This window comes from Nocardia sp. CA-119907 (genome assembly GCF_050955995.1).
Classification (GTDB): domain Bacteria; phylum Actinomycetota; class Actinomycetes; order Mycobacteriales; family Mycobacteriaceae; genus Nocardia.
Genome location: NZ_CP192091.1, coordinates 6,761,311 through 6,786,626, shown reverse-complemented (window position 1 = coordinate 6,786,626; position 25,316 = coordinate 6,761,311). Strand labels below are relative to the sequence as shown.

Annotated in this window: 28 protein-coding genes and 1 pseudogene; 15 read left to right on the top strand and 14 right to left on the bottom strand. The window is 65.8% G+C overall.

Features of this window, described 5'->3' with window-relative positions:
- Positions 1 to 507: 507 nt before the first annotated feature.
- A complete protein-coding gene (locus ACQP2D_RS30230; protein WP_433679324.1) occupies positions 508 to 1,479 on the bottom strand; it encodes a LysR family transcriptional regulator in 972 nt (323 codons plus the stop codon).
- 107 nt (positions 1,480 to 1,586) lie between these two features.
- Here ACQP2D_RS30230 and ACQP2D_RS30225 point away from each other — a divergent pair, with 107 nt between their 5' ends.
- Together ACQP2D_RS30225 and ACQP2D_RS30220 are read left to right on the top strand one after the other, a co-directional pair.
- Entirely contained in the window at positions 1,587 to 2,480 is an 894-nt protein-coding gene (locus ACQP2D_RS30225; protein ID WP_433679323.1) for an NAD(P)H-binding protein, read from the top strand.
- 63 nt (positions 2,481 to 2,543) lie between these two features.
- Positions 2,544 to 2,909 (top strand): darcynin family protein, encoded by a 366-nt coding sequence (locus ACQP2D_RS30220; protein ID WP_433679322.1) that lies wholly within the window; start codon positions 2,544 to 2,546, stop codon positions 2,907 to 2,909.
- Between the two features lie 131 nt (positions 2,910 to 3,040).
- Here the strand turns inward: ACQP2D_RS30220 and ACQP2D_RS30215 are convergent, their stop codons facing one another.
- From ACQP2D_RS30215 to ACQP2D_RS30190, 6 genes and pseudogenes are all read right to left on the bottom strand, one after another.
- On the bottom strand, positions 3,041 to 3,181 hold the full coding sequence (locus ACQP2D_RS30215; protein ID WP_433685805.1) for a DUF397 domain-containing protein: 141 nt from the start codon (positions 3,179 to 3,181) through the stop codon (positions 3,041 to 3,043).
- A 146-nt stretch (positions 3,182 to 3,327) separates the two neighbouring features.
- Entirely contained in the window at positions 3,328 to 3,804 is a 477-nt protein-coding gene (locus tag ACQP2D_RS30210) for a hypothetical protein (protein ID WP_433679321.1), read from the bottom strand.
- 377 nt (positions 3,805 to 4,181) lie between these two features.
- Complete coding sequence (locus ACQP2D_RS30205) at positions 4,182 to 4,391, bottom strand: DUF397 domain-containing protein (RefSeq protein WP_433679320.1); 210 nt, start codon at positions 4,389 to 4,391, stop codon at positions 4,182 to 4,184.
- A 31-nt stretch (positions 4,392 to 4,422) separates the two neighbouring features.
- Positions 4,423 to 4,632 (bottom strand): DUF397 domain-containing protein, encoded by a 210-nt coding sequence (locus tag ACQP2D_RS30200; RefSeq protein WP_433679319.1) that lies wholly within the window; start codon positions 4,630 to 4,632, stop codon positions 4,423 to 4,425.
- Positions 4,629 to 4,955, bottom strand: a pseudogene (locus ACQP2D_RS30195) (Scr1 family TA system antitoxin-like transcriptional regulator); the annotation flags it as partial. The gene ACQP2D_RS30200 and the pseudogene ACQP2D_RS30195, both read right to left, overlap by 4 nt.
- Positions 4,846 to 5,478 (bottom strand): Scr1 family TA system antitoxin-like transcriptional regulator, encoded by a 633-nt coding sequence (locus tag ACQP2D_RS30190; RefSeq protein WP_433685804.1) that lies wholly within the window; start codon positions 5,476 to 5,478, stop codon positions 4,846 to 4,848. The pseudogene ACQP2D_RS30195 and the gene ACQP2D_RS30190, both read right to left, overlap by 110 nt.
- 319 nt (positions 5,479 to 5,797) lie before the next feature.
- On the opposite strand from ACQP2D_RS30190, the gene ACQP2D_RS30185 reads away from it, so the two are divergent.
- From ACQP2D_RS30185 to ACQP2D_RS30175, 3 genes are all read left to right on the top strand, one after another.
- The gene (locus ACQP2D_RS30185; protein WP_433679318.1) at positions 5,798 to 6,232 is read left to right on the top strand and encodes a hypothetical protein; all 435 of its coding nucleotides are present in this window, start codon (positions 5,798 to 5,800) and stop codon (positions 6,230 to 6,232) included.
- Positions 6,233 to 6,306: 74 nt separating this feature from the next.
- Positions 6,307 to 6,648: a hypothetical protein gene (locus tag ACQP2D_RS30180; protein WP_433679317.1), complete on the top strand. Its 342-nt coding sequence runs from the start codon at positions 6,307 to 6,309 to the stop codon at positions 6,646 to 6,648.
- A 90-nt stretch (positions 6,649 to 6,738) separates the two neighbouring features.
- A complete protein-coding gene (locus ACQP2D_RS30175; protein WP_433679316.1) occupies positions 6,739 to 6,924 on the top strand; it encodes a hypothetical protein in 186 nt (61 codons plus the stop codon).
- A gap of 188 nt (positions 6,925 to 7,112) precedes the next feature.
- Here the strand turns inward: ACQP2D_RS30175 and ACQP2D_RS30170 are convergent, their stop codons facing one another.
- Both ACQP2D_RS30170 and ACQP2D_RS30165 read right to left on the bottom strand, forming a co-directional pair.
- A complete protein-coding gene (locus ACQP2D_RS30170) occupies positions 7,113 to 7,499 on the bottom strand; it encodes a hypothetical protein (protein WP_433679315.1) in 387 nt (128 codons plus the stop codon).
- Positions 7,500 to 7,514: 15 nt separating this feature from the next.
- A complete protein-coding gene (locus tag ACQP2D_RS30165; protein ID WP_433679314.1) occupies positions 7,515 to 8,048 on the bottom strand; it encodes a DUF3558 domain-containing protein in 534 nt (177 codons plus the stop codon).
- Positions 8,049 to 8,522: 474 nt separating this feature from the next.
- Here ACQP2D_RS30165 and ACQP2D_RS30160 point away from each other — a divergent pair, with 474 nt between their 5' ends.
- The 7 genes from ACQP2D_RS30160 (at position 8,523) to ppc (ending at position 17,583) form a co-directional block, all read left to right on the top strand.
- Positions 8,523 to 11,732, top strand: a complete 3,210-nt coding sequence (locus ACQP2D_RS30160; RefSeq protein WP_433679313.1) for a nitrate- and nitrite sensing domain-containing protein — start codon at positions 8,523 to 8,525, stop codon at positions 11,730 to 11,732.
- The gene (locus ACQP2D_RS30155; RefSeq protein WP_433679312.1) at positions 11,729 to 12,157 is read left to right on the top strand and encodes a roadblock/LC7 domain-containing protein; all 429 of its coding nucleotides are present in this window, start codon (positions 11,729 to 11,731) and stop codon (positions 12,155 to 12,157) included. Before ACQP2D_RS30160 ends, ACQP2D_RS30155 begins: the two co-directional genes overlap by 4 nt.
- Before the next feature lie 35 nt (positions 12,158 to 12,192).
- Entirely contained in the window at positions 12,193 to 12,591 is a 399-nt protein-coding gene (locus ACQP2D_RS30150) for a DUF742 domain-containing protein (RefSeq protein ID WP_433685803.1), read from the top strand.
- A gap of 28 nt (positions 12,592 to 12,619) precedes the next feature.
- Positions 12,620 to 13,195 (top strand): GTP-binding protein, encoded by a 576-nt coding sequence (locus ACQP2D_RS30145; RefSeq protein WP_433679311.1) that lies wholly within the window; start codon positions 12,620 to 12,622, stop codon positions 13,193 to 13,195.
- 17 nt (positions 13,196 to 13,212) lie between these two features.
- Positions 13,213 to 13,770 carry a sugar O-acetyltransferase gene (locus ACQP2D_RS30140; protein ID WP_433679310.1) on the top strand — a complete coding sequence of 186 codons (558 nt, stop codon included), beginning with the start codon at positions 13,213 to 13,215 and terminating at the stop codon, positions 13,768 to 13,770.
- A 284-nt stretch (positions 13,771 to 14,054) separates the two neighbouring features.
- Positions 14,055 to 14,474, top strand: coding sequence for a VOC family protein (locus ACQP2D_RS30135; RefSeq protein WP_433679309.1), 420 nt, complete (start codon positions 14,055 to 14,057; stop codon positions 14,472 to 14,474).
- A gap of 277 nt (positions 14,475 to 14,751) precedes the next feature.
- Positions 14,752 to 17,583, top strand: coding sequence for a phosphoenolpyruvate carboxylase (ppc, locus tag ACQP2D_RS30130; protein ID WP_433679308.1), 2,832 nt, complete (start codon positions 14,752 to 14,754; stop codon positions 17,581 to 17,583).
- A gap of 66 nt (positions 17,584 to 17,649) precedes the next feature.
- Here the strand turns inward: ppc and ACQP2D_RS30125 are convergent, their stop codons facing one another.
- From ACQP2D_RS30125 to ACQP2D_RS30105, 5 genes are all read right to left on the bottom strand, one after another.
- Complete coding sequence (locus ACQP2D_RS30125) at positions 17,650 to 18,438, bottom strand: SDR family oxidoreductase (RefSeq protein ID WP_433679307.1); 789 nt, start codon at positions 18,436 to 18,438, stop codon at positions 17,650 to 17,652.
- 71 nt (positions 18,439 to 18,509) lie between these two features.
- Entirely contained in the window at positions 18,510 to 19,085 is a 576-nt protein-coding gene (locus ACQP2D_RS30120; RefSeq protein WP_433679306.1) for a TetR/AcrR family transcriptional regulator, read from the bottom strand.
- Positions 19,086 to 19,161: 76 nt separating this feature from the next.
- Positions 19,162 to 19,569, bottom strand: a complete 408-nt coding sequence (locus ACQP2D_RS30115; RefSeq protein ID WP_433679305.1) for a RidA family protein — start codon at positions 19,567 to 19,569, stop codon at positions 19,162 to 19,164.
- Positions 19,566 to 20,348 (bottom strand): IclR family transcriptional regulator, encoded by a 783-nt coding sequence (locus ACQP2D_RS30110; RefSeq protein ID WP_433679304.1) that lies wholly within the window; start codon positions 20,346 to 20,348, stop codon positions 19,566 to 19,568. Before ACQP2D_RS30110 ends, ACQP2D_RS30115 begins: the two co-directional genes overlap by 4 nt.
- A 147-nt stretch (positions 20,349 to 20,495) precedes the next feature.
- Positions 20,496 to 21,581: a sugar kinase gene (locus ACQP2D_RS30105; protein WP_433679303.1), complete on the bottom strand. Its 1,086-nt coding sequence runs from the start codon at positions 21,579 to 21,581 to the stop codon at positions 20,496 to 20,498.
- 106 nt (positions 21,582 to 21,687) lie between these two features.
- On the opposite strand from ACQP2D_RS30105, the gene ACQP2D_RS30100 reads away from it, so the two are divergent.
- Genes ACQP2D_RS30100 through ACQP2D_RS30090 form a run of 3 tightly spaced genes read left to right on the top strand, consistent with a single transcriptional unit; the run spans position 21,688 to position 25,235 of the window.
- Positions 21,688 to 22,980, top strand: coding sequence for an amino acid deaminase (locus ACQP2D_RS30100; RefSeq protein ID WP_433679302.1), 1,293 nt, complete (start codon positions 21,688 to 21,690; stop codon positions 22,978 to 22,980).
- Positions 22,981 to 22,989: 9 nt separating this feature from the next.
- Entirely contained in the window at positions 22,990 to 24,603 is a 1,614-nt protein-coding gene (locus ACQP2D_RS30095; protein WP_433679301.1) for an N-acyl-D-amino-acid deacylase family protein, read from the top strand.
- A gap of 23 nt (positions 24,604 to 24,626) precedes the next feature.
- Entirely contained in the window at positions 24,627 to 25,235 is a 609-nt protein-coding gene (locus tag ACQP2D_RS30090) for a bifunctional 4-hydroxy-2-oxoglutarate aldolase/2-dehydro-3-deoxy-phosphogluconate aldolase (RefSeq protein ID WP_433685802.1), read from the top strand.
- Positions 25,236 to 25,316 lie beyond the last annotated feature (81 nt).

The following is a 25,316-nucleotide window of genomic DNA, read 5'->3' as shown; positions in this document are numbered from 1 at the left end:
TGCCATGGAACCGGCAGCGTCGGATTCCCACCGCCGGTGAAGAAGTTGGGTTTCAGATTGCGGCATCGTTGGGTGGTCCATGCGGGCAATGCGGGTATTCCGCAATCGGTCGGCAACCCAAATGGATTGGGGTGCAATTTGATTCGTCCAGTGCCATGATGCGCGCTGACGGTCTGGTCCCGGTTCGTGTGTCGGGCCGAGGCGGCCGTATTTCTGGAGGGTCTCAAAAGGCTTGGCCAGCGCCGACTTTCTGACCTACGGATGCCGATGTCGTCTCAAATGGTGGCCGCATTGATCTGTCTCCAGCTCCTCTGTCGAGTGGCAGTAAGGGTGGCCATTCCTCAACTGGACGACGCGCTGCGCTGGCTCGCCAAGGTCGTCCACCCTCGGCTGATGAGGATTCCTAGAGCCACCACGGCGCGCGACTGGAGAGCCATCACCCGGCGGCTCCTTCGCGGGCACCGCAGTCCGGGTCGCGTACTCGAATTGGATTCGTGGACGGGATGATCAGGGCTTTCGCGCGTCAGATGATGTGGTTGGGCTGCTGGGCGTGCGAAGAGTCCGGCGGATGGCATTACGGAGCCAGTGGTGGGCTCCGTCGGCTGTGTGTCGGGGGTGCCAGGCCATGCCGATGGTCAGTGGTGGCAGTGCCAGGGGGATGTCGAGGAGGCGCAGTCCGAGGGTGGTCGCGTCGTCGGTGAGGGGCGACGGGTCGGCACCGGGGAGTGCGGCAGGTACGAGGCAGACGATGTCGCTGCCGGCGGCGAGCGTCATGGCGGCCAGGTGGCTGGGGAGGACGACGCTGACCCGCCGTTGGAGGTTCTGTTCGGCCAGCGCGGTGTCGAGAGGGCCGGTGAACCGGCCGCGGCGGCTGACCGCGACGTGTTGGGCGGCAGCGAGCCGGGCCGGGGTCAAGGGTTCTTCGGTGAGGGGGTGGCCGGGCCGGACGGCCGCCACCATGCGCAGCCTGACCAGTTCTTCGACCTGGGTTTCGGGATCTACGTGGTCGATGGATCCGATCTCCAGATCGATCCGGCCGTCGCGGAGTGCGGATCCGGCCTCCAGCTCCTCGGCCCGGAGCCGGAACGAGACCCCCGGCGCCTCCTGCTGGGCCAGTTGCAGCAGTCCGGGGGCCAGTGCCGCGCCGACGAGGTCGGCGGCCTGGAGGGTGAAGGTGCAGCTCAGGCCGGCGGGGTCGACGCCCGTGCCGGGGCTGAGCAGTGCTCCGAGGCTGCGTACCACTGCGGCGGCTTCGTCGCGCAGGGCCTCGGCACGCGGGGTGGGGACCATGGTCTGCCCGGCCCGGACCAGGAGGGGGTCTTGGAGGATGCGGCGCAGGCGGGCGAGGGTGCGGCTCATGGCGGCGGGCGACGTGTGCAGGCGGGCGGCGGCGCGGGTGACACTGTGCTCGGCCAGCAGGGCGTCCAGCGCGATGGCGAGATTGGCGTCGATGGCCGGATTCGGGCTGTTCACCAGCATTATTCCATTTCAGTCAATGATTCAGTGCTGAAGTTCCTATTGTGGCAACGCTTGGCTCTCCGCAGGATGACGGGTGTACCCGATCCGACACGACCTGCGAGGCATTCATGATCGTTATTACTGCTCCTACCGGGAACATCGGCCGTCCCCTGCTCTCCGAGCTCCTGGAGTCCGCGCCCGCCGCGGGCGAGGAACTGCGGGTGATCGTGCGCGATCCCGCGCGGCTCCCGGACGCGGCCCGCGGACGTGTCGAGGTGATCACCGGCTCGCACGCAGACGCCGGTGTCCTCGACCGGGCCTTCGAGGGCGCGGACGCCGTCTTCTGGCTCGTCCCCCCGGACGCCTCCCTGCCCCCGCACGACGGCTTCAGCGGCTTCACCCGCCCCGCCGTGAAGGCGCTCGCCGCCCACGGCGTCGGCCACGTCGTCGGGGTCTCCGCGCTCGGCCGCGGTACCCCGGTTGCCGACCGCGCCGGCCTGGTCACCGCCTCCCTCGCCATGGACGACCTCATCGCCGGCACTGGCGTCGCCTACCGGGCCCTGGCCAACCCATCCTTCTTCGAGAATCTCCTGGAGGAGTCCGACTCGATCCGCGACAAGGGCGTGTTCACCGACGTCGTCGACCCCGACCGCAAAGCACCCCTCGTCGCCGTCGCCGACATCGCGGCCGTCGCTGCCGGCCTGCTGCTGGACCGCTCGTGGACCGGCACCGACAGCGTCCCCGTCCTCGGACCGCAGGACCTGTCGCCCAACGACCTGGCCCGCATCATGACCGAACAGCTCGGCCGCCCCGTCCGCTACGAACGCCAGCCGCTCGACGAGCTGTACACCACCCTCGTCGGCTATGGCCTCAACGAGGCGTTCGTCCAGGGTGTCGTCGATATGAAGCGGGCCAAGGACCAGGGCCTCGACGCCGGAGTCGCCCGCACCCCGGACACCGCGTCCCCCACCAGCTTCGAGCAGTGGTGCGCCCAGACCCTCGAGCCCGCTGTCCGCTCCTGAGGTCCACCACCCGTCGCCCGAGCCCATAATGCCCAGCGCACCAACACCTTTGGAGACACCCTGATGCCCGCTGAAAAGACCGAACCACCGGTCACGGCGTTCATGCTCGTCAAAACCACACCCGAGTGGCTCGCTCTGACCGTCCAGGAACGTGCGGACGCCTTCACCACCCAGGTTCTGCCCGCCATCGAGGCCAAGACCACCGGCGTACGGTCACGCTTCTACGACACCGAGTTCTACTCCGCACGCATCACCGACGTCTGGGTATGGGAAGCCGAAGACCACCACACCTACCAACTCCTCATCGACGCACTGCGCGAAACCCCGTTCTGGGATCGCTACTTCGAGGTCATCGACCTCCTCGTCGGCACGGAGAACGGCTACGCCCGAACCTACGGCCTCGAACCCGTTGCCACCATCACCACCTGATCCCCCGCGCGACTGGGTTGATGTCAACCGGCCGGAGGACATCGGCCAACAAGCTCGCCCACGGCCATCGCACGCGTCGATGCCGCTATCGCGGCCAGACACTTCCTGCCGCCAGCCGTAACTGGCGACGATCATGCATCAGCGAAGGTGACCGCTAGGGCCGGTTGAACTCGCCGTTCTGGATGCCAGTGGTGAAGGCGTCCCACTCGGGTGGGACCGAAGACGAGTGCCGGGCCGGTCGGGTTCTTGGAGTCGCGGACTGCGGCATCGATGGGGGATCAATTCGAAAAATGCCGTATTTCGCAATCGGTCAGCAATGCGAATGGCTTGTGCTGCAACCAGATTCGTTTTGCTGGTCCGGCCCACCCGTTTCCTGGTGGGCCGGACCCAAGCCATCGTGGTCACCCGCGTCGTCTGGTCAGCGGCTGAGCAGCTGCATGTGCCTGGCCTGCTGCCGGATCTGATTCAGCTGCATGTCCGCCTGATTGGACCGGTCGTTCGCCCGTGAAGCCTGATCTTCGGCCTGCTGCGCCAACTGGCTGGCCTGCTCGGCCTGATCCTGCGCCGAGCTGGCCCGTTGCTGACACTGGTTGGCCTCTGCCTGGGCCTGTTGCGCCTGGCTGTGTGCCTGATCGGCCTCATTCTGGGCCTGTTGCGCCTGACTTATGGCCTGTTGCGCCTGACTTGCGGCCTGTTGCGCCTGCTGACGAGCCTGCTGTGCTTGCTGAACCGCCTGTACCGCGCTCTGGTGCGACATCTGGGCCTGATGATGTATCTGCCGCGCCTGCGTCTGCGCCTGACGTGCCAGGGCTGTGGCCTGGGTCGCGGCCTGGCGGGCGTTCTGCGCGTCCACGCGCGCCTCATTGCAGAATGCCTGGCACTGGATCTGTGCCATTTCCGCATCCCTCCTGGCCATATCGAGCTCGTCGCCAGTGCGGGTCGCGCGGTCCGTGCGTGTATCAGTGTCCTGAGCTGGCATTACCTAACTCCCTTCCTCAAAAGTGGATGTGGATTGGTACGGGCAGAACTCAGGGTGACCGGTCTCATCTTCACTGAAGCTGCACCGGATCGTGGATACTTCGCAGCAAACTGTCGGAAACCGCGGCGAAATATATCCGAGACCGGGAACAACGTCTCTGCGCCCACCGCCGGTCGGGTCATCGGGGGGAATGGAATCTCGAATCATGGCCAACTGGCCAAGTCGTGGCCGATCATTCTGGGAATTGGCCACGACTTCTGAGACTCTGAAAACCGTATTTCAGAGGGTGGCCGCTAAGAGGGCCGGTTGAACTCGCCGTCTTGGACGCCAGCGGTGAACGCATCCCACTCGGAGGGGGTGAAGACGAGCGCTGGGCCGGTCGGGTTCTTGGAGTCGCGCACTCCGACCATGCCCGCCTCGAGGTGTGCGACCTCGACGCAATCCGAACCGGTTGTGCTGCGGCTGCTCTTGAACCACTTGGCTTCGGAGAAGTAGATGTTCACGTTTCTTCCTCCTTGCTTCGAAGGCTCGTTGCTACACAGGCCGATTGAACTCGCCGTTATGGATGCCAGCGGTGAAGTCGTCCCACTCCGAGGGAGTGAAGACGAGTGCTGGGCCGGTCGGGTTCTTGGAGTCACGGACTCCGACCCTGCCCCCGTCGAGGTGCGCGACCTCGACACAGTCCTTACCGCTGGCGCTGCGGCTGCACTTGAGCCATTTCGCACCGGACAGGTTGGTGTTCACGCCTCGTACTCCTTTGCAAACGCCACGATGCGACTTCGAGTGTCGTGCTCGTCCAACGCTACTCGGTGGATGTCGGCATACGCTGCCAGATACTGCTCAACCTCTTCGCCCTTGTCCAAGTACAGGGCACCGGTGAAGCCCTCCACGTAGACCACGGGCGGCTCCTCGAGTGCCGGATTCGGATGATCTGGAAACTCCATGTAGACGAAGTCTTTAGTGGTCAGCCCCAAGTGATTCGATGCATTGAACCGAACGATGCGAATTGACACGTTCGGACGATCGCCAACCTCGATGAGCCGATTCAACTGACCTGCCATGACTTCGTCGTCCCCCGACGCGGTGCCGCAACACGGACTCGCTCAGCAGCACTTCCAACGTGAAAGTCTCCGAATCGTGAATCCGGCTCTGCCGCTTTGTGATCAGATCAACTTCACGATCGGCATCAAGAGGCCGACCCGGCTGGGCCGTGGATATTTTCCACATGGCACGCCGGTAACCGGGTGTTTGGAGCAAGCCTGGCAGCAACGTCGACTGGCACGAGATAACGCGGCTGGCGGATTGCTCGAGCCCGAAGAACATCCCGAAATTCGGAGCTATTGCGTCGGTATACGACTGCCACCATCCATCCTTCCGGGACTCCTGGGCGAGCCACAGTAGCACCCGCCGATCGTCATCGCTGGCTTGATAAAGGTCGCAGAGCGCGTTGATAACCATTCTCTTGATTTCGCTGCCGCGTCCAGATTCCAAGCGCCACAAGGTCTGTGATCCCATTTCGCACGCCTGCGCGGCGCGCGTTCGGCTCAGGTTGCGCTCCTCGCGAAGCTCGCGCAGGCGTCGTCCGAGCACTCGGCGCGGCAGAGTCGTGTTGTTCGATTCGGTCGACAAAGTAATGCCACCCGCCCTCTTCGTTAGCGTTACTCACGGTCATGTCGAGCTAGCTGGAATAGTCAGCCTGTTTGGAGCGAATTCGATTCGGGCCGAATCGAATTGGAGTGCTCCCAACGTACCCGTTCGGTGTTTTACTGGCCATGCGCCAGACGGTCGGGTCGACCGAACATTCGCCCCCGCTCATCCACCCCGCGCGGTGGCGAATTCGGCGATGCCGCGACCGACCGTCTGACGCTCCAAAATCGCTGCCGTCACAATATCTTTCGGAGGTATCCCCGTGTCCGGTCCGACAGCAATTGAGCACAATACGGTGCCGCCCGATTCGAGGACGACCGCGATTCGCCCCGCGAGTGTCGCAGCGCGCGGTGCCGATGTCGAACGGGAGCGGCCGAAGGCGGTCGGATTGGTGCGCAGCGATGTGTCCGGACTACAGGCACCTCGGCACGCGATCGCGGTGCAGCGGCACGCCCGCACGCTCGGCTATCACTACGTGTACACCATCCGACCGCCGCAGGATATCGACGATGCGATCGGCTACGCGCTCGGCATCGCGGCAGGTCTGGATGTGGCCGCGATCGTGGTCTACGGCCTGGACCAGGTGGACGATCGGCCCGCGCGAGTATGTGAGGACTTCGATCTCGAAACCGTCTGTCCCGCAATGACATGGGCGCGCGTCGCGAGTCCGGCACCGGTCGAGACGGGTGCGGCGTGAGCGACGAGGCGATACTCACCCGAGATGGGAGCGGCGTGAGCGACGAGGCGATACTTACCCGAGACGGGTGCGGCGTGAGCGACGAGGCAATACTTACCCCGCCGCAGGTCTGCGGTCGTGCCGATGTGCGACTGGCGCACAAACTGATGCGGCAACACCGGGTCTGCCGGGTCGATCTGTGTATCTGGAAGTCGGCGGCGTACTACACGCTGGTTGCCGCGGGCCATCTCGCGCCGCAGACATTGACGCCGCGCGAGCGGGCCGCGGCGCGCAATATCGCCTTCCCGCCGTTGGACGCGCAACTGCCGGTATGCGGTGGCCCTCCGCTACGAACGCCGCGCGAGGTATTGGAGAGGTTGTCGGAGTTGGCGGTGCCGGTGCCCGACTCGAACGGCACTGCCAACCACAGGGATTGACTCCGATGGGGGCCGAATATGCGCGAACGTCGCACCGCGGTCGACGGGTGGGTGGTCATTTAGGAGATCGACCATTGGCACATCCGAATCATGCACGTGCGCAGCGTTATCGATAGTGCTCGGCCATTGCTGAGCGCTGATGTCGCGGCGGCTGCACCCGATCTGGCCGATATGCGCGAAAAACATCCGAACCTGTCCCCGTTGTGGGATGCGGTGCGGCACGAGTTCTGGTCGGAAGTGATTACGCCCCAGGAGCATTCAGAAGGGACTATTTGATCGAGGGCGAGAGCATCGCGCTACGGCTCTAGCGCCCCGTCCAAATAGATTGCTGCACTACCCCACTTCGGCTGCTCGTCGAGCGTAGTCATACGGCGGTCGAATACGGCCTGGGCGACCGCCATTCGACTACGTTCGACGGAGCCCGGACCCGGGCTTGATACGGCAGGAGCTATGTGGAGGCGGTACTAGCTGCGCGGTGATTCGGTGTTGGTGTTGAAGTGGATGGAGTTGGTGACGTCTTGACCGGTAATGCGTTTGATGGATAGAGCCATGATCTCGCCCATATCCTTGATGACTTCGATGTGCTCCCGGATGATTGCATCGATAGAGTTGTTCTCGCCGGTGGCCTGGCCCTTGAACATCTTGACCAGATCGTCGGCCATGTGGAAATCGCCGAAGCCGGAAACGTTTTGGGCGTTTACCGACAAATTGAGCATGTCATTCAGGTCTTCGAGACGTTGGTCGCACGCGGCTAGGCACTGCCTAGCTGCCGCTTCGCTGTCCAAATAGAGCTCTCCGGACTTCGCCTGCGCGGCGAAACGGGTCCACTGCGCCAACTCGGCTTCACTCATGGCCTGCCCCCTCGATTACTGCGGTAGGACCGGAACGATCGCGTCACCGACCCGGTAGAGCTCCACGCACGGGTCCTCGGGGTTGTCCAAGGACGCCTTGTTGAGGACCCGAAGCTGGAGTACCCCCTGAGTCGCTGGGAAGAGGACGTCGCAGCCCAGGTCTTTGGATGCGCCAGCGACCTTGAACTGCCTGCCCTTACGGCCAGCGACGGTGACGTCCTGGAAGTCGACGTTGCCTTCCTTGTGTTCGAACTCCGTCACAGTGCGTCCGGTCGAGAAGACGGTGACGTAGTACTTCGAGCCTTTCCAGTTGCAGATTTCCCAACCCGACTGGTGAACGCCCGCAATCCCGCTTTCCTTGGTCGCCGGGTCCACGCCCGCGGCCGCGAGCACACCATCCGCGATGCCCGTGCACGGATCGAACAGCTTGACCGGCACCGCATTCGTCTCACTGCTCGCGCTCGGATTACCGCTCTTCGAACCCCCGCATGCGACCAACCACGGCAGGACTGCCGCCGCGAGCAGCATCAACTTCGATCGGTGCGCCATCCCCGCCCTCTCAAGCTGCGACTATCTGGAGAGGTCGACCCTATCAAACGGTATCCCCGGCACTGGGAGTCGCGCGGGGAGGCGGGTGCCGAGGATTCAGTGCAGAATCATGCGCGCTGAAACCCTCGGCAAGGCCGTATGCGACGGCCGTCACGTCACACCTTCGAGTGGCATGGTGTGAGCGGATCGATACCGCGGAAACGTTGGATTACCAGCGTGTATACAAACGCGTCCCGCGTCCGTTTTGTCCGATTTTCGCGTTGACAGTGCCATACCCCAGGAGCAGGCTGCTGCGTGACTTTCCGTGCGCGCCCCGTGGAGCCGTCACGGTCTGGCAATCGGAGGAGCAGGGTGGTGCGTTTACGTCAACGGTCGGAAAAATCCGGGGGCACACCGGATGTGACTGGCGACCCCGGAAGTGAACGCCAGGTTGCCGGGAACAGAATAGTGCGGCCGCGCACGATTCGGGGGCAATTGGCTCGAATCCTTGTCCTGTCATTGGTTTTGGTGCTGGCGCTACTCGGGGCAACGGTCGCCCGGGAGGTCAAGGCGTTCCGCGAGAGCGGTGACGCCGTGCACGCGGTCTCGCTCGCACTGGCCGTACAGGATCTGGTGCAGCAGGCGCAGCGCGAACGCGGGCTCAGCAATGGCCTGCTCGGCGGCGATATCCGGCTGGTGCAGGCGGTATCCGACCAGCGGGTCGTTACGGATCGGACGATGCGCGCACTCGCGGAGGCGGCGGCCGGAAATACGCCCGGTGCGGGCCAAGTGCGTTCGGCGATCGGACAATTCGACGGCCTCGATGCGACCCGCACGCAGATCGATGCCCGCCGCACCAGCAGGCAGGCCGCCTTCCAGTTCTATACCGACGGCATTTCCGCGCTGAATCGTCTGACGCTCGGGCTCGATCAGGCGCGCGATGCCGAGGTTCGGCACGGTCTCGAGGCGCTGTACGCGCTCGGGGACGCCAAGGAGCAGACGGCCAAGGAGCGCGGCTTCCTCAATGGCGTTTTCGCCGCCGACGAATTCCGCAACGGCGAATATGTCGAATTCCTCGATATTCGCGCCGCCAAGATGGCCGGATTGACCGCCTTCGCACGCGATGCGACTGCCGCACAGCAGGCCAGGCTCGATGCGGCGCTGCGCAGTGAGAATGCCGTCAAGGCGGGCGAATCGGAGCAGATCGCGATTGCGTCGAGCACCGGTCCGCTGGTGCGTTCGGTGGATCCGAGCACCTGGTGGGCGCAGATGACGGCGGTCATCGATGAGCAGCGCGCGGTGCAGCAGGCGGTCGGTGACGATGTGCAGCGGCGCGCGGAGGCGCTGCGCCGGGATGCGTTCCTCACCCTGGGTGGCTATCTGCTCGCGGCGCTGATCGCCATTGCGGCCGAGGTGGCGCTGGTCGTCGCGAGTGTGCGCGCCATCGTGCGCCCGCTCGGCGCGCTCGCGGCGGAGGCCGACGATGTCGCCAATCATCGGCTGCCCGAGGTCATCGCGGCCTGGCAGGCATCCGGCGACACCCACCCGGATCCGCCAGCGCCGGTGCGCACACCGCGCGGGGCGAGTGCCGAAATCGCCGCTGTGGCAGGTGCGTTGGACGGCGTGCAAACCACCGCCTTCGAATTGGCTTCGCAGCAGGCGCTGGTCCGGCGCAATACCACCGAATCCATGGCGAATCTGGCGCGGCGCAATCAGAATCTGGTGCGCCGCCAGCTCGGGCTGATCAGTGAATTCGAACGCGAGGAACTCGATCCCAAGGGGCTGTCGAATCTGTTCGAACTCGATCACCTGGCCACCCGCATGCGGCGCAATGCCGAAAGTCTGCTGGTGCTGGTGGGTGCGGCGAGCCCGCGGCGCTGGGCCGAGCCGATCGCGCTCACCGATGTGATTCGCGCCGGACTGTCCGAGGTCGACGACTATCGCCGGGTGGTGCTGCGGCGGGTGGACGATATCGCGATCACCGGCGCGGTGGTCAGTGAACTCGCACATATGCTCGCGGAGCTGATCGAGAACGGATTGGCCTTCTCCCCACCGGATATGGAGGTGGAGATCTACGGACGCAAGCTGCCGAACGGATATCTGCTCGCCGTGGTGGACCACGGTATCGGCATGCCGGTCGAGCAGCTCGAGGAGGCGAATGCCCGGCTGAGCGGCGAAACCGATTTCGTTGTCGCGCCGATGCGGTATCTGGGGCATTACGTGGTCGGCCAGTTGGCGCGGCGGCTCGGGATCGATGTCGAGTTGAATGTGTCGCCGGTGAGCGGGATCGTCGCGCGGCTGCTGTTGCCCGTGGGAATCATTGCGGGAGAGAAGGATCGGCGCGCACCCGGGGAGCGCGGCGAGGTGGTGCCCGGAATGCAGGGGCATACCGAGTCGGCGGCGCTTGTCGATGCCTCTGGAGGATCCCTTGCGGGTGAGAAGGATCGGCGCGCATCCGCGGCTGAGGGCTCGCTACCTGCTGGTGCGGAATCGGGTGTGCAGGGGCATGCCGCCGAGCCGACGGTTGGGTTTGTCGGTGCCTCGGAGGGATCCTCTGCGGGTGAAGCCGTTTCGGCGAGACCGGTGCTCGATGCGCCGCGGCGCGGTGCTCCGGTCGACGGCGCTCCGGTCGACGGTGCTCAGATCGAGAGCGGTCAGCTCTACGGTGCTCAGATCGACGGCGCTCAGCTCTACGGGGGTCGGATCGACAGCGCACTGATCAACGATGCTCGGGTCGACGGCGCTCCGCTCAATAGCGCTTCAGTACCTGGCGCGCATGGTAAGCGAGTGACCGGTGGGTCCGAGGCCGACGGTGCCGCGCCTCAGCGACAGCGGTCCGGTGGCCCCGCGCATGCACGACCGGGACATCCATCGCCGACACCGGCACCCGCGCCGTTCGCGCACTTCCATTCCGCGCCGGACGATTTCGGCGACGATGTCGTATCCATCGGAAGCGACGTCGACCGAGCCGTAACAAGGGGCGATAGGGCGGCGTCCGAGGTTATCCCCACGGGCGATCGGGCCTCGTATGGGGCCATTCCGACCGGCGATAGGTCGGCATCCGGGAGTATCCCGACGGGTGACAGGTCCGCGTCCGGGATCAACGGATCGCTGACTGGTCTGCCGAGGGGGAACGGCGCTGGGAGCGATGGTGCCAGCGGATCCATGACCGGCCTGCCCGCAGTCAACCGATCCGGGACCGGCCGGCTCGCAGCCAGCGGATCCCTGACCGGCCTGCCCGCAGCCAACGGATCCGGGAGCGATCGCCGCTTCGAACCCGTACCTGCGACCGATCGCCCTACCGACGCCGGACCCGCGACTGGTGGTCCGCGCCCGGCTGCCCGGTCTTCGGTGAGCAGTTCGTTGTGGCCGCTTCCCGAAACTGCAACGACAACAGCGGAATCCGATTCCGCACCCGCCGGTGTTCAGCGAACCAAGAACGGGTTGATCAAGCGCAACAAGCGAGCACGCGCGGGTGGCATCGGAAGCAACAGCGCACCAAGGGATCTCACCCCGGCCCCGCCCAGTGCTCCCGCCGTAGAACGCTCTCCGGCCGAAATCCGCAGCATGCTCTCGTCGTTCCGTGCCGGACACGAGCGCGGCGCTCCCGACCCGCCGCAACCGGAGGCATCCGAAAATATCCCGCGCGCCACGGATTTGGCGCAAACCCCGGCTTCGCCCCCTACCGCAGAGGAGATTCGGTGACCACCCACATACCGACCGCGGACCCGCACACCTTCAACTGGATGCTGGCCAACTTCGTCCGCGATACCGACGGCGTCCGCGACACCGTCGCCGTGTCCTCGGACGGCCTGCTCATCGCCATGTCCGATGGGCTGGACCGCACCGGCGCGGATCGACTTGCCGCCATGGTCTCCGGCCTGGCGAGCCTGGCCCGAAGTGCCTCGCGCAGCTACGCATTCGACGGACTGAAGCTGATCATGATCGAGATGAAGCGCGGCTTCCTGCTGGTCTCCGCGCTCGGTGACGGCAGCTGCCTCGGCGTCATCGCCGACGGTGGTTGCGATGTCGGTCTGGTCGGCTACGAGATGGCGGTGCTGGCCGAACGCGCCGGTGCGCTGCTCGACCCGGCGCTCATCTCGGAATTGCGAGAGTCGTTGCGCAGATGAGACATCCAGACCGGCCGCGGCTGCCGGACCCGCGGATGATCCCGGTGAACCAATCCTTGGGCTGGCTCGGACCGAACCGGCCGCCGCAGGATAGTCCGGATGTGCAGATCCCCGGTGATCGATTCGTGCGCCCCTTCGTCGTCACGGCGGGACGCACCATCCCACTGATCGACGGGCTGCGCATCGAAACACTGGTGCGGGCAACGCCGGCCGCGCTGTCCGCGCCGCTGCACTTCGAACAGCGCACCGTCGTTCGGCTGTGCCAGCAGCCGCATTCCATTGCCGAAATCGGGACGGCGCTGCACGTTCCGGTGGGCGTCGCGAAGGTGATCGTCAGCGATCTCGCGACTGCCGGGCATGTTTCGGTCCGGGACGCCCCCGAACTTTCCACCGCAGCCATCGAGAGGATCAGGGACCTTGTACGGGCACTCTGAATATCGGACCCCCGCGGCCGAGCGGCCCATGCCCGCCTCGGTCAAGATCGTGATCAGCGGCGGATTCGGCGTCGGCAAAACAACATTCATCGGCGCGATCTCCGAAATCGAACCGCTGGAGACCGAAGCGGCGATGACCGAGGTCGCCATCGGCGTCGACGACGCGGGTCGGCGCGAAGACAAGAGCCAGACCACCGTCGCCCTCGATTTCGGCCGCATCACCCTCGACAGCTCGCTGATCCTGTACCTGTTCGGAACCCCCGGCCAGGACCGCTTCGTATTCCTCTGGGACGACCTGGTAGACGGTGCGCTCGGCGCGGTGATCGTGGTGGACACCGGCCGGGTCGAGGACTGCTATCCGGTGTTGGACTACTTCGAAGAGCACAACACGCCATTCGTGGTGGTGGTCAACCGTTTCGAACAGGGCGACCGCTTCGAACTCGATGAGGTCCGCGAGGCACTCGAGCTCGACGAGTGGATCCCGATCATGGAATGCGATGCACGAGACCGGGAATCGGTAAAGGAGGTACTCGTCGCACTGCTGGAACAGGTGCTCGTGCAGCGCCTGTCCGCACCGCGGACGCAGGCCCGTGAGGTCGGCTGACCCGTAGCCTGGCGCTCATGGGTGAGCAGAAGGAACGGATGCTGCGTGGCGAGCTGTACCGCGACAGCGATCCGGAGCTGGTGGCCGAGCGGATCCGGGCACAGCGGTTGTGCGATGAGTTCAACCGCACCGGGCCCGAGGAGACCGAGCGGCGGGATGCGGTGCTGCGACAGCTGTTCGGCAAGCTGGGCAATGGGTCGTGGATCGTGCCCCGATTCCAGTGCGACTACGGCTATCTCATCGAAATCGGGGCCAACAGCTTCCTGAACTACGACGCGATCCTGCTGGATTGCGCACCCATTGTGATCGGCGACGACGTGTCGATCGGGCCGCGGTGCCAACTGCTGACGGCGCTGCATCCGATGGCCGATCACGAGGCGCGCAGGCAGCGCTGGGAGTCGGCGGCGCCGATTCGGATCGGGAACAATGTGTGGTTCGGCGGCGGGGTCATCGTGTGTCCCGGTGTCACGATCGGGGACGACACGGTGGTCGGTGCGGGCAGTGTCGTCACCCGGGCACTGCCGTCGCGGGTGTTCGCGGCGGGCAATCCGGCGCGGGTGCTGCGCGAGTTGTGAGCGCACTGCTCGGGTCGATGCGTCGGTCGTGTGGTGCTGCGCGAGTTGTGCGGCGCGCTCGATGCGTCGGTCGTGGTTGTGGTCGTGACGCATTCGCGGCATCGGCGGGGACGATGGACCCGCACACTAGCGAACAGGTCCAGGAATCCAGCCGCTGAGCAGGCGGTATCGGACAAGCCGGCGCGGTGCCGGCCGAAGCGGTCGAAAATCTTGTCGGCAACCCGATGAATTCGGGATGCGCTCGACGTCATTCCTGTGTACCGCTCGAACCAAGGGAGATAGCAATGAGCAACGGCAAGGATTTCGCACTGACCCATGTGTCCATCCTGGTCGGCGACCAAGACAAGGCGCTGGAGTTCTACCGGGATGTCATCGGCTTCGAGGTGCGCCAGGATATGCCGTTTCCGGGCGGTCGCTGGCTGACCGTCGGACCGGCGTCGCAGCCCGGTATCGAGTTCATCCTGGAGAACCCGGAGATGAATCCGAGCGATGCCGCGCGAGATGCCGCCAAGGGTCGGCTGGCCAGCGGTGCGCAGGGCACCCTGATCTTCACCACCGAGGCGGTCGACGACACCTTCGCCCGGCTGCGCGACGCGGGCGTCGCGGTGGACCAGGAGCCGATCACCCAGCCGTACGGCGTACGGGACTGCGGATTCCGCGACCCGTGGGGCAACCACCTGCGGTTCTCCGAGATCCTGGGCTGATCTCACTGTCCTCGCCGGTGCCGATGCGGGGTCGACATCGGCGAGCACACAGGTCAGCACCTTCGCGCGTGGCACATCGGGGCTACTCCCGAGGAGCGTGCGCCAGGCGGCCTGCTTCGGTCGCCGAACATGCGGCTGTGCACTGTGCGGAGGTGAATGTCACCGCGAAGCTCATGGCACCGCGCAGTAGGGTCGAATTCATGAGCGATCGCAGCGAGCGAGTCATGACAGGGCGCGTACGGCGCGCGCTGGAAGCGAGCGCCAGCGAGGCAAGGGCATGAACCAGGTGCGGATCGAAACGGAACAGGAAGCGACCCGGCCGCTCCGGGATGACATCCGCTTCTTGGGCGGCGTCCTCGGCGACACCATCCGTGATCACGAGGGTCCGGAGGTGTTCGATCTCATCGAGCGGGTGCGGATCGAGGCATTCCGGGTGCGGCGCGAGGAGGTCGGGCGCAGCGCGGTGGCGGAGATGCTGGACGGTGTCGATATCGCGGTGGCGCTGCCGCTGATCCGGGCGTTCAGCTATTTCGTGCTGCTGGCGAATCTGGCCGAGGATATCCAGCGCGATCGTCGGCGGGCGGCGCACGAGGCGGCGGGGGAGCCGCCGCAGGAATCCTCGCTCGCGGCGACCTATCGCAAACTCGACGCGGCGGCACTCGACGGGGCGGAGGTCGCGGATCTGCTGACCGATGCCCTGGTGTCGCCGGTGATCACCGCGCATCCGACCGAAACCCGGCGCCGGACCGTGTTCGATGTGCAGACACGGATCACCGAATTGATGCGATTGCGTCAGCGCTTTTCCGAGACCGAGCGGGAGCGGGCCGATTTCGAGCTGCGGATCCGCCGTCAGGTGCTCGCGCTGTGGCGCACGGCATTGATCCGGTTGCAGCGCCTACGGATTCAGGATGAGATCGCGGTCGGCCTGCGCTACTACGAGATCACCCTGTTCGATGTGATTCCCGCGATCAACGCCGAGGTGCGGGCGGCGCTGCGGTCGCGCTGGCCGGGTGTCGAGCTGCTGCCGCGGCCGATGCTGCGACCCGGATCGTGGATCGGCGGTGACCGGGACGGAAATCCTTATGTGACAGCCGATGTCGTGCGCACCGCCGCGCAGCAGGCCGCCGCGGTCGCCTTCGGCCGGTATCTGCACGAGCTGGTGGAGTTGGAGAAGTCGCTGGCGCAGTCGGCGCGACTGGTACCCGTCACGCCCGAAGTGGCGGCGCTCGCCGAGATCGGCTACCCGAATCCGGCGACGCATGCCGATGAGCCGTATCGGCGTGCGCTGCACGGTATCTGGTCACGGCTGGCGGCCACGGCTGAGCGCGCGCTCGGTGCGGTACCCGGCCGACCGGGCGAGCAGGGCGCGCGATCACAGGCCGTGAACGGGGCGGCGCCGGATACGGCGTGGCCGGAGGGCATTGCGGCGCAGCCGTATTCGTCACCGCAGGCGGTGCTCGACGACCTCGATGCCATCGACGCTTCGATGCGGGCGAGCGGTGACGGTCTGCTCGCCGATGACCGGCTGGCGGCTCTGCGATATGCCATCGAAACCTTCGGATTCCATCTCCAGAGTCTGGATATGCGGCAGAACTCGGAGGTGCACGAGCAGGTCGTCGCCGAGCTATTGGCCTGGGCGGGCGTGCATTCGGACTATGCGAGCCTGTCCGAACCCGAACGGGTCGAATTGCTCGCCGCGGAACTGCGGACCCGTCGGCCGTTGCTCGGTCCGCATGCGCGATTGAGCGAACTCGCCGCCAAGGAACTCGATATCGTGCGCGCCGCACGCGATGTCGTGGACACCTTCGGTACCGAAGCGGTGCCGAACTACATCATCAGCATGTGCACGTCGGTGAGCGACATGCTGGAGGCGGCGCTGCTGCTGAAGGAGGGCGGGCTGCTCGATCCGGGTGAGCCCGACGGGCCGCCGAGCTGTTCGGTGAATATCGTGCCGCTCTTCGAGACCATCGAGGATCTGGGCGCAGGGGCCGACACACTGGCCGCCGCGCTGGATGTTCCGGTGTATCGAGAGTTGGTGTCCGCCAAGGGCATGCGGCAGGAGGTCATGCTCGGATACTCCGATTCCAATAAAGACGGCGGGTATCTGGCGGCCAACTGGGCGTTGTACCGGGCGGAGTTGGATCTGATCGAGGTGGCGCGTAAGACCGGAATTCGGTTGCGGCTCTTCCATGGTCGCGGCGGTACCGTCGGCCGTGGTGGCGGGCGCAGTTATGACGCCATCCTCGCACAGCCCGCCGGTGCCGTGCAGGGTTCGTTGCGATTGACCGAGCAGGGTGAGGTCATCGCCGCCAAATACGCGGAATCCCGTGCGGCGCACCGCAATCTGGAGTCATTGATCGCGGGCACGCTGGAGTCGACGCTGCTCGATGTCGAGGGGCTCGGTGCCGACGCCGAACCGTCGTATGACCTCATGGACGATCTGGCGGCGCGGGCGCGGGCGGCGTATGCGCGTCTGGTGCACGAAACACCGGGATTCGTCGAATATTTCCGGCAGTCCACGCCGGTTGCCGAGGTCGGCGATCTCAATATCGGCAGCAGGCCCGCCTCTCGAAAACCGACGAATTCGGTCTACGATCTGCGGGCCATCCCCTGGGTGATGTCATGGAGTCAGGCCCGGGTGATGCTGCCCGGCTGGTACGGGACCGGTGCGGCACTAGAGGAATGGGTCGGCGGTGATCCGCAGCGTCTCGCCACGCTGTCCGACCTCTACCAGCGGTGGCCGTTCTTCCGCACCGTGCTGTCGAACCTGGCCCAGGTCATGGCCAAGAGCGATCTGGATATCGCCGCCCGCTACGCCGAACTCGTCGAGGATGTGGCCCTGCGCGAGCACATCTTCGGCATGATTCGCGACGAGCACGCCCGCACCATCCGCATGCACGCCGCGATCACCGGCAACGATCACCTGCTCGCCGACAACCCGTCCCTGGCGGAGTCGATCCACAACCGCTTCCCCTACCTGGAGCCGTTGAACCAGATGCAGGTGGAATTGCTGCGACGGCTGCGCGCGGGCGACGATTCCGAACTCGTCAAACGCGGCATTCTCCTGACGATGAACGGACTCGCCACCGCACTGCGAAATTCCGGCTAGCTGCGGGAGCGGTCGACCCACTTGCCTTGTGGGTCGCGGAAGATCAATGCGGCCAACGGTGTCGGCTCAGACGGTCTTGATAGTGCCGCCGTCGATCACGATGTCGGCACCGGTCAGGCTCGGCGCCGCCGGGGATGCCAGGAAGGTGACCAACGCGGCGACCTCCTCGGGTTCAGTGATGCGGCCCGACGCGATGCCGAACATTGTGGGCAGGTCGGCGAGGAAGTCTTCGTGCGTGGCGCCGTAGCTGGCGGCGAGCTTGGCGCCGAGTCCGTCCGGATCGCGCCAAATTCCGGTACCCACGGGGCCCGGGGACACGGTGTTGACGCGGACTCCTTGCGGCCCGAACTCCTCGCTGAGGCGCTTGCCGAATGCGACGAGTGCCGCCTTGGCTTCGCTGTAGCCGACCGGGCCGGTCGCGGGCACTCGGGCGTTGATCGATGCGATGTTGATGATTACGCCGCGTCGTTCGATCAGGCTCGGCAACGCCGCTCGTGCTGCCCAGACTGCGCTGAACAGATTCAAGTCGAACAGGTCTCGCCACTGCTGGTCGTCAGCGTCGAGGAACCCGCCCAGTGTCAACCGGTCCACGTCGCCGGCGCCGACGTTGTTGATCAGGATGTCGACTCCACCGGTCTCGGCGATCGCGGTCTCGATCACGGTGCGAGCACCTGTGGGAGTGGACAAGTCGGCCGGAACCGCGGTCACACCGGCTTGTTCCAAGCCATCTGTGATGGTGCGCGCGGCTCCGACAACGCGAACCCCTTCGCGCGTCAGGGCCTGGGTGATGGCAAGGCCGATTCCGCGGCTCGCGCCGGTGACTACCGCGGTCTTTCCAGCGAGTTGAAGCTCCATCTGAACCATCTTTCTTGAACTACTGGTCAAAAATACGGCCGCACCGGGCTGACGCACGGATCATCTGGTCCTCAGAGCGTGGCGAGAGCAGTGTCGATGATTCGGTACAGCACCGGCGCATCGTGGGTCATTGCCATGACCCGTAGACCTGCAAGCGTGTTCGCCAAGTACTCCGCGTAGGCACGTGGATCCAAGTCGCGCGCGACGTCGCCATCGCGCTGCCCGCGTTCGATCCTGGCTGTGAACCAGCCGATCGACTCGTCCTGCATCTTTCGGATCCGCTGCGCGATGTCGGCGTCGTGGCCCGCCAGTTCGACGGCGGTGTTGCCGATCAGGCAGCCACGTCGACGTGGCTGCGCAAGGTCGGAGTCGACCACGAATCGCAGCGAAGCGCCGATGCATTCGCATGTCGTTCCCGGACGCTCCAGCAGGTCCTTCGCGAGCTCGGTGATCTGCTGGTGGTAGAAGTCGAGGACTCGCGTGAACAACTCTCGTTTGCTCGCGAATGCGTTGTAGAGGCTGCCCTTCGCGACTCCGGTCGCTTCCGCGAGTTGAGCTGGTGACGTGCTGGCGTAGCCGTTGGTCCAGAACGTCTCCATGGCACGCGCCAACACAACGTCGTCGTCGAAGGTTCTCGGCCTGCCCACGCTCCGACCGTAGATGTTCTAGACCTGTAGGTCAAGAAAGGGGGTCGGCGACCTCTTGGCCAACAGCAGCTAGCGCCTACTCCGAGACGATCGCGAGCGCGTCGATTTCGACGAGCATTTCCGCGCGCGGGAGGCCGGTGAATACCGTTGTGCGGCTGGGCAGTACGTCGCCAGTGGTGTTGGCGGTGACGAATTCGCCGTAGGCGTCGTTCATGATGGCGAAGTCCTCGCGCTTGGTCAGGTAGACACGCAGCATCACCACATCGTCGAAGGTGGCGCCGCTGGCCTCGACGATGGCCTTGACGTTCTGCAGGGTCCGAATCGTCTGGGCGGCAACGTCATCCGGGAACAGGTAGGCGTTGGTCGCCGGGTCGACCGGGCCCTGACCCGAGACCTGGACGAACGGGCCCTTGCGCACGCCCTGGGAGAAGGTGTGGGCGGGTGCGGGGGCGTCGGTGGTGCGGACGGCGATCTTCTCGCTCATGGCTGACCTTTCGTTGCGGTCGGGTGTGTGGTGCGGACGGGAGTCCAGCCGAGTTCGCTGGAGATGGCGTCGGCCGCCGCGCGCACCCGCGGCAGTTCGGCCAGCACCTGGTCGTGGTCGAGCAGCATGTCCGGTACCGACATGGAGACCGCGGCGACCACCGTCCCTGTGCCATTGCGCACCGGGACCCCGATGCAGTTGACGAAGCTTTCGTGCTCCTCGTGATCCTCCGCATAGCCCTGTGCGGCAACGAGTTCCAGCTCCGCGAGATAGCGTTCGGGGGTGCGGATGGTGCGGTCGGTGAATTCGCGGTAGTCGATGTGCTCCGCGATCGCCCGCCACTCCGCGCGTGGCTGCGCGGCGACCAGCACCTTGCCGACCGCCGTGCAGTGCAGTGGGGCGGGGCGACCGATCCGCGAGTACATGCGCACGCTCTGGATGGCGTCGAATTTATCGATGTAGATCGCCTCGCCGGATTCGTAGGTGGCGAGGTGAATCGTCTGGCCGGTAGCGGAATTCAGCGCACTGAGATGCGGGCGCGCGAGGGTGCGGACGTCACGCTGTTCGAGTGCGCGGTTGGCGAGTTCGAAAAGCCGTGAGCCGAGGACGTATTGGTGCTGGCTGTCGTGGGTGACGAAGCGCTGTGACTCCATGGTCTGCAGCAGCCGCAGCACCGTCGACTTGTGCACGCCGAGTTCGGCCGCGAGCTGATCCAGCGACCGCGCGTCCTCACCGAGTGCGAGCAGGATGGTCAACGCACGCAACAAACTCTGACTCATGACCGTGCCCCGCTCGTCGCCGACGCTGTGTTCTCGCTTCGCTCGGCTGTGTTCATTGTTCGCTCGCTCATGACTGCGCCTCGCTGACGCTCGGCTCCGTCACGAGCGAGTGCTCGGCTGTGTTCATTGTTCGCTCGCTTCGCTCGCTCATGACGTCACATTCTCGGCTAGCACGTCTCTGCGGTAATGCACACGCCCCCAAGCGGACTCGTCCCGGTCGGCCAGGACTTCCAAGGTCCTCGGCGAAGGCAGTTCGGCCACATCGCCGGTGCCGGTGAGTGCGGCGGCGGCGCACAGATGGCCGAAGCGCAGGCGCTGTGCCAGCGGACGACCGTGCAGCAGGGCGGCGAGGTAGCCGCCCGCGAAGGCATCGCCGGCACCGATCCGCTCGGTGACCTCCAGTTCGAGGGCGGGCACTTCGACGCGGTCGGTGCCGGAGAATCCGGTGACCGAATGCTCATTGTTCTTGACCACCAGATGTCGCGGCTGCGGGAACAGTGCGCGCAAGCGGTCGGCGTCGTCCTCGCCGAAGACCGCACCGGCCTCATCGGCGCCGAGAAAGACCACATCGCAGCCGCGCACATGGTGGGCCAGTACCTCGGCGGGCTGCGCCGTGCGTCCGGCCCATAGTGCCGGACGATAGTTCAGGTCGAAGCTGACCAGCCTGCCCCGGCGTGGCAGCGCGACCAGGGCTTCGGTGAGTGACGTCGCGGATTCCGAGAGCGCGGTGGTGATTCCGGTGAAGTGCACGACATCGCAGTGTTCGAGCAGTCCGGCGGCCGCGGTGGCCGCGAGATCGGCGGCGGACAGTGCGCTGGCGGCGGAACCGGTGCGGTAGTACAGCATTCGGCTGGCGCGTTCGGCCAGATCCGTCGCCTTGCCCGAGCCGCTGCCGCGCTCTTTCACATAGACCGCAGTAGGGCGTGCGGGATCGGTGACGACCGCGGATACATCGACGCCGCGTGCCGCGAGATGTCCGGTCAGGTACCGGCCGAATCCGTCGTCGCCGACCCGCGAGATCCATGCGGCGTCCACGTCGAGCTGGGTGAGCACGGTGGCCACATTGGCCTCTGCGCCGCCCGCGGTTCGCTCGAAGTTGTCCGAGTCCTCCAGCGGACCGGGACGCGCCACCAGAACGGCGAGCCCCTCACCGACGGTCACCGCCCGTGGGCGGGGCGACGTAGTAGCCCACGTCACATCGATCTCCCTTCTGCCCTTGCGGCCACCGGCCATGCAGTGCAGAATAACCACACAAAACACGATGTGCAACAAGTGTTGCAAAATATGCAATGCATGCCGGATATGGCTCAGCGGAGGCGATTCCGCGGGAAGGAGCGACATGGCGATCGATGAGAAAGCCGTTGCCGCACTGGCGGATCGGACGCTCGGTCCCGAGCACAAGGGTCTGCCGCCCGCGGCGTGGGGCCGCACGGTCCGGGAATTCCTGGACGCCGCGCCATACCTCGATGAGTTCGAAACGCCGGTGCTGACCGTCGATCGCGCCGCCGTCGCGGCGAATGTCGCGGTCATGGCGGATTGGGCGGCGACCGCGGGGGTGCGCCTGGCACCGCATGGGAAGACCACGATGGCGCCGCAGCTGTGGGCCCAGCAGTTGGCCGCCGGGAGCTGGGGCATCACCTTCGCCACCGTGTGGCAGGTGCAGGTGGCCCGTGCGTTCGGCGTCGGGCGGATCGTGCTGGCCAACTCGCTGGTCGATCCCGTCGGATTGCGCTGGGTCGCCGAGGAATTGGCGCGCGATCCGGAGTTCGAATTCCTCTGCTGGGTCGACAGCGTCGAGACGGTCGCGCTGATGGACGAGCACCTGTCGGGTGATGTGCGCGTTCGGGTGGTCGTCGAACTCGGTGGGCCGCATGGACGTACCGGTGCGCGGACCGTCGAGCAGGGGCATGCCATCGCCGAGGCGGTCGGCAAGTCCGAGCGGCTGGCGCTGGCCGGGGTCGGCGGTTATGAGGGCGCGCTCGCCCATGATCGCACTCCGGACGGTATCGCCGCCGTACGGCATTACCTCGATGAGATCGCCCGCCTGCACCGCGAACTCGCCGCGACCGGACGCTATCCGGATCGGGCGATCGTCACCGCGGGCGGCAGCGCCTACCCGGACCTGGTCGTCGAATGCCTATCCGGACTCGTCGATGAGCAAGGCGCACAGGGCGTTCCGACCACGGTGGTGCTGCGCTCGGGTGCGTACATCATCCACGACGACGGTTTCTACGCGGGCATCTCACCGCTGGCCGCACCGCGCAGCGAACGGCCGCTGCGCTCGGCGATGCACGGGTGGGCGCGCACCGTCTCGCGACCCGAGGCGGAGCTCGCTCTCCTGGACGCGGGGAAGCGTGATCTTCCCTTCGATGAGGGGCTTCCGGTCCCGCAATTCATTGCGGGACCGGAGGGTTCACTGAATCCGGACGCACATGTCAGCGCGCTCAACGACCAGCACACCTTCCTGCGGCTGCCGGGCGGTGCGCCCACCGACCTGCCCATCGGCAGTGTGGTGCGGCTCGGTCTGTCGCATCCGTGCACCGCCTTCGACAAGTGGCGGCTGATCCCGGTCATCGATGACGCCGATGCCGAGCGGCCGCGCATTGTCGACCTCGTCCATACCTTCTTCTGACGAGCGGCCATGACGGACCTAGTGTTTCGCGATATCGACGTCATCGACGGCACGGGAGCGCCGCGCTTCCGCGCCGATGTCGCCATCGACCGGGGACGCGTCACGACGATCACGGAACCGGGCACGATCACCGTGGCGGCGCGGTTCGTCGATGCCGCGCCCGGTGCGGTACTCGCTCCCGGCTTCATCGATATGCACGCACACTCCGATCTGCATCTGCTCACCGATCCCGGCCATTTCCCGAAGATCAGCCAGGGCGTCACCACGGAGGTCATCGGACAGGACGGGCTCTCCTATGCTCCGATCGATGACGCCGCGCTATCGGTGCTGCGGCGTCAGATCGCCGGGTGGAATGGCAATCCCACCGAGCTCGACTTCTCCTGGCGCACGGTCGCGGAGTATCTGGACCGGCTGGATCAAGGCATTACACCCAATGCCGCCTACCTCGTGCCGCAGGGCACGCTGCGGCTGCTGGTCGTCGGCAGTGAACAGCGTCCGGCCAGCCCCGATGAGATACGGCGCATGCGCGAACTGCTCGCTCAGGGACTGTCCGAGGGTGCGGTCGGGATGTCGAGCGGCCTCACCTACACGCCCGGAATGTATGCCGACACCGGGGAATTGGCGGCATTGTGTGAGGTCGTCGCCGATTACGGTGGGTTCTATGCGCCGCACACCCGCTCCTATGGCAAGGGGGCGTTGGAGGCCTATGCCGAGATGATCGGCCTGGCTCGGAATACCGGGTGCGCACTGCATCTCACGCACGCGACCATGAACTTCGGCGTGAACCGCGGGCGGGCACCGGAATTCCTGGCATTGATCGATGCCGCCCGGGACGAAGGGTGCGATATCACCCTCGACACCTATCCGTATCTGCCCGGCTCGACGACCCTGTCGGCACTGCTGCCGAGTTGGGCCATGTCCGGTGGGCCGGACGCGGCGCTGGCTCGCATCGATGATCCGGCGGCGCGCGCGCGAATCGCCTTGGACGTCAATGTGAATGGTTCCGATGGCTGCCACGGTGTCACGGTCGAATGGGAGACCATTCAGATCAGTGGTGTCGCCAACCCGGAGTTGGGGGCGTGCGTCGGCCGGACGGTCGCGCAGATCGCGGCCGACCGTGATAGCGCACCGGTCGAAGTGTTCTTCGAGCTGCTGCGCCGGGATCAGTTGGCCACCACCATTCTCCAGCACGTCGGGCACGAGGAGAACGTGCGCGCGATCATGGTGCATCCGGGACATATGGGCGGCAGTGACGCACTACTCGTCGGCGATCGACCGCATCCGCGCGCGTGGGGCACCTTTCCGCGTTATCTGGGCCATTACGTCCGCGAACTCGGGGTGCTCGGGCTCGAGGACTGTGTGCACCACCTCACCGGGCGGCCCGCCGAGCGGCTGCGGCTGAGCGACCGTGGACATGTATTCACCGGATACGCCGCCGATCTCGTGCTGTTCGATCCGTCGACAATCACCGATACCGCGACGTTCGACAACCCTGAACAGCAGGCGCGCGGGATTCGGCACGTGCTGGTCAATGGGGAGTTCGCCATCGAAAACGGGGCACCCACCGGCAAACTCGCCGGGCGTGCACTGCGGATGGATGCCGCGCGGAAGGAGACATATTGAACACCGATGGCGGTCTCGGCGCCATGGAGGTCATCCGTGCCGACCGGGTGCTGAGTGTGGTTCGCGCGCCGAGGATTCCGGATCCGGCGGCCTTGGCAGATGCCCTGGCGCGCTCCGGGATTCGCACAGTGGAGCTCACCTTCACCACCGGTGATGTGCTCGACTACCTGCGGGTGGCCGCGGCAGTCGACGGTGCGGTCATCGGTGTCGGGACCGTGCTGCAGGCCGATCAGGCCAAGGCCGCGATCGACAACGGGGCGCGGTTCCTCGTCACCCCGGGCGTGCGTGCCGGGGTCGCGGCCGTCGCGGCCGAGCGCGACATCCCGGTCGTCATGGGTGCTTTCACGCCCACCGAGGTGCTCACCGCACTCGACCTCGGCGCAGCCGCGGTGAAGATATTCCCCGCCAGGGCCCTCGGCCCCGGCTACTTGAAAGACCTGCGCGGCCCCTTCCCCGATGTGGCGCTCATTCCCTCCGGGGGCGTCAATGCGGGCAATGTCGCCGAATTCCTCGCCAACGGAGTCGTGGCCGTGACCGCGGGTACCGATGTCGTGGCCCCATCCGACGTCGCCGCGGGCCGATGGTCCGAAATCGCCTCGCGCGCGGCGTCATTCGTTCGATCCATGAATTGAGAGGTACCCACAGTGAGGGAGCGCAGCGAGCGAACAATTCCACACAGCGCCCAGTGGCGTATGCCCGGGCCGGGCGTCAGC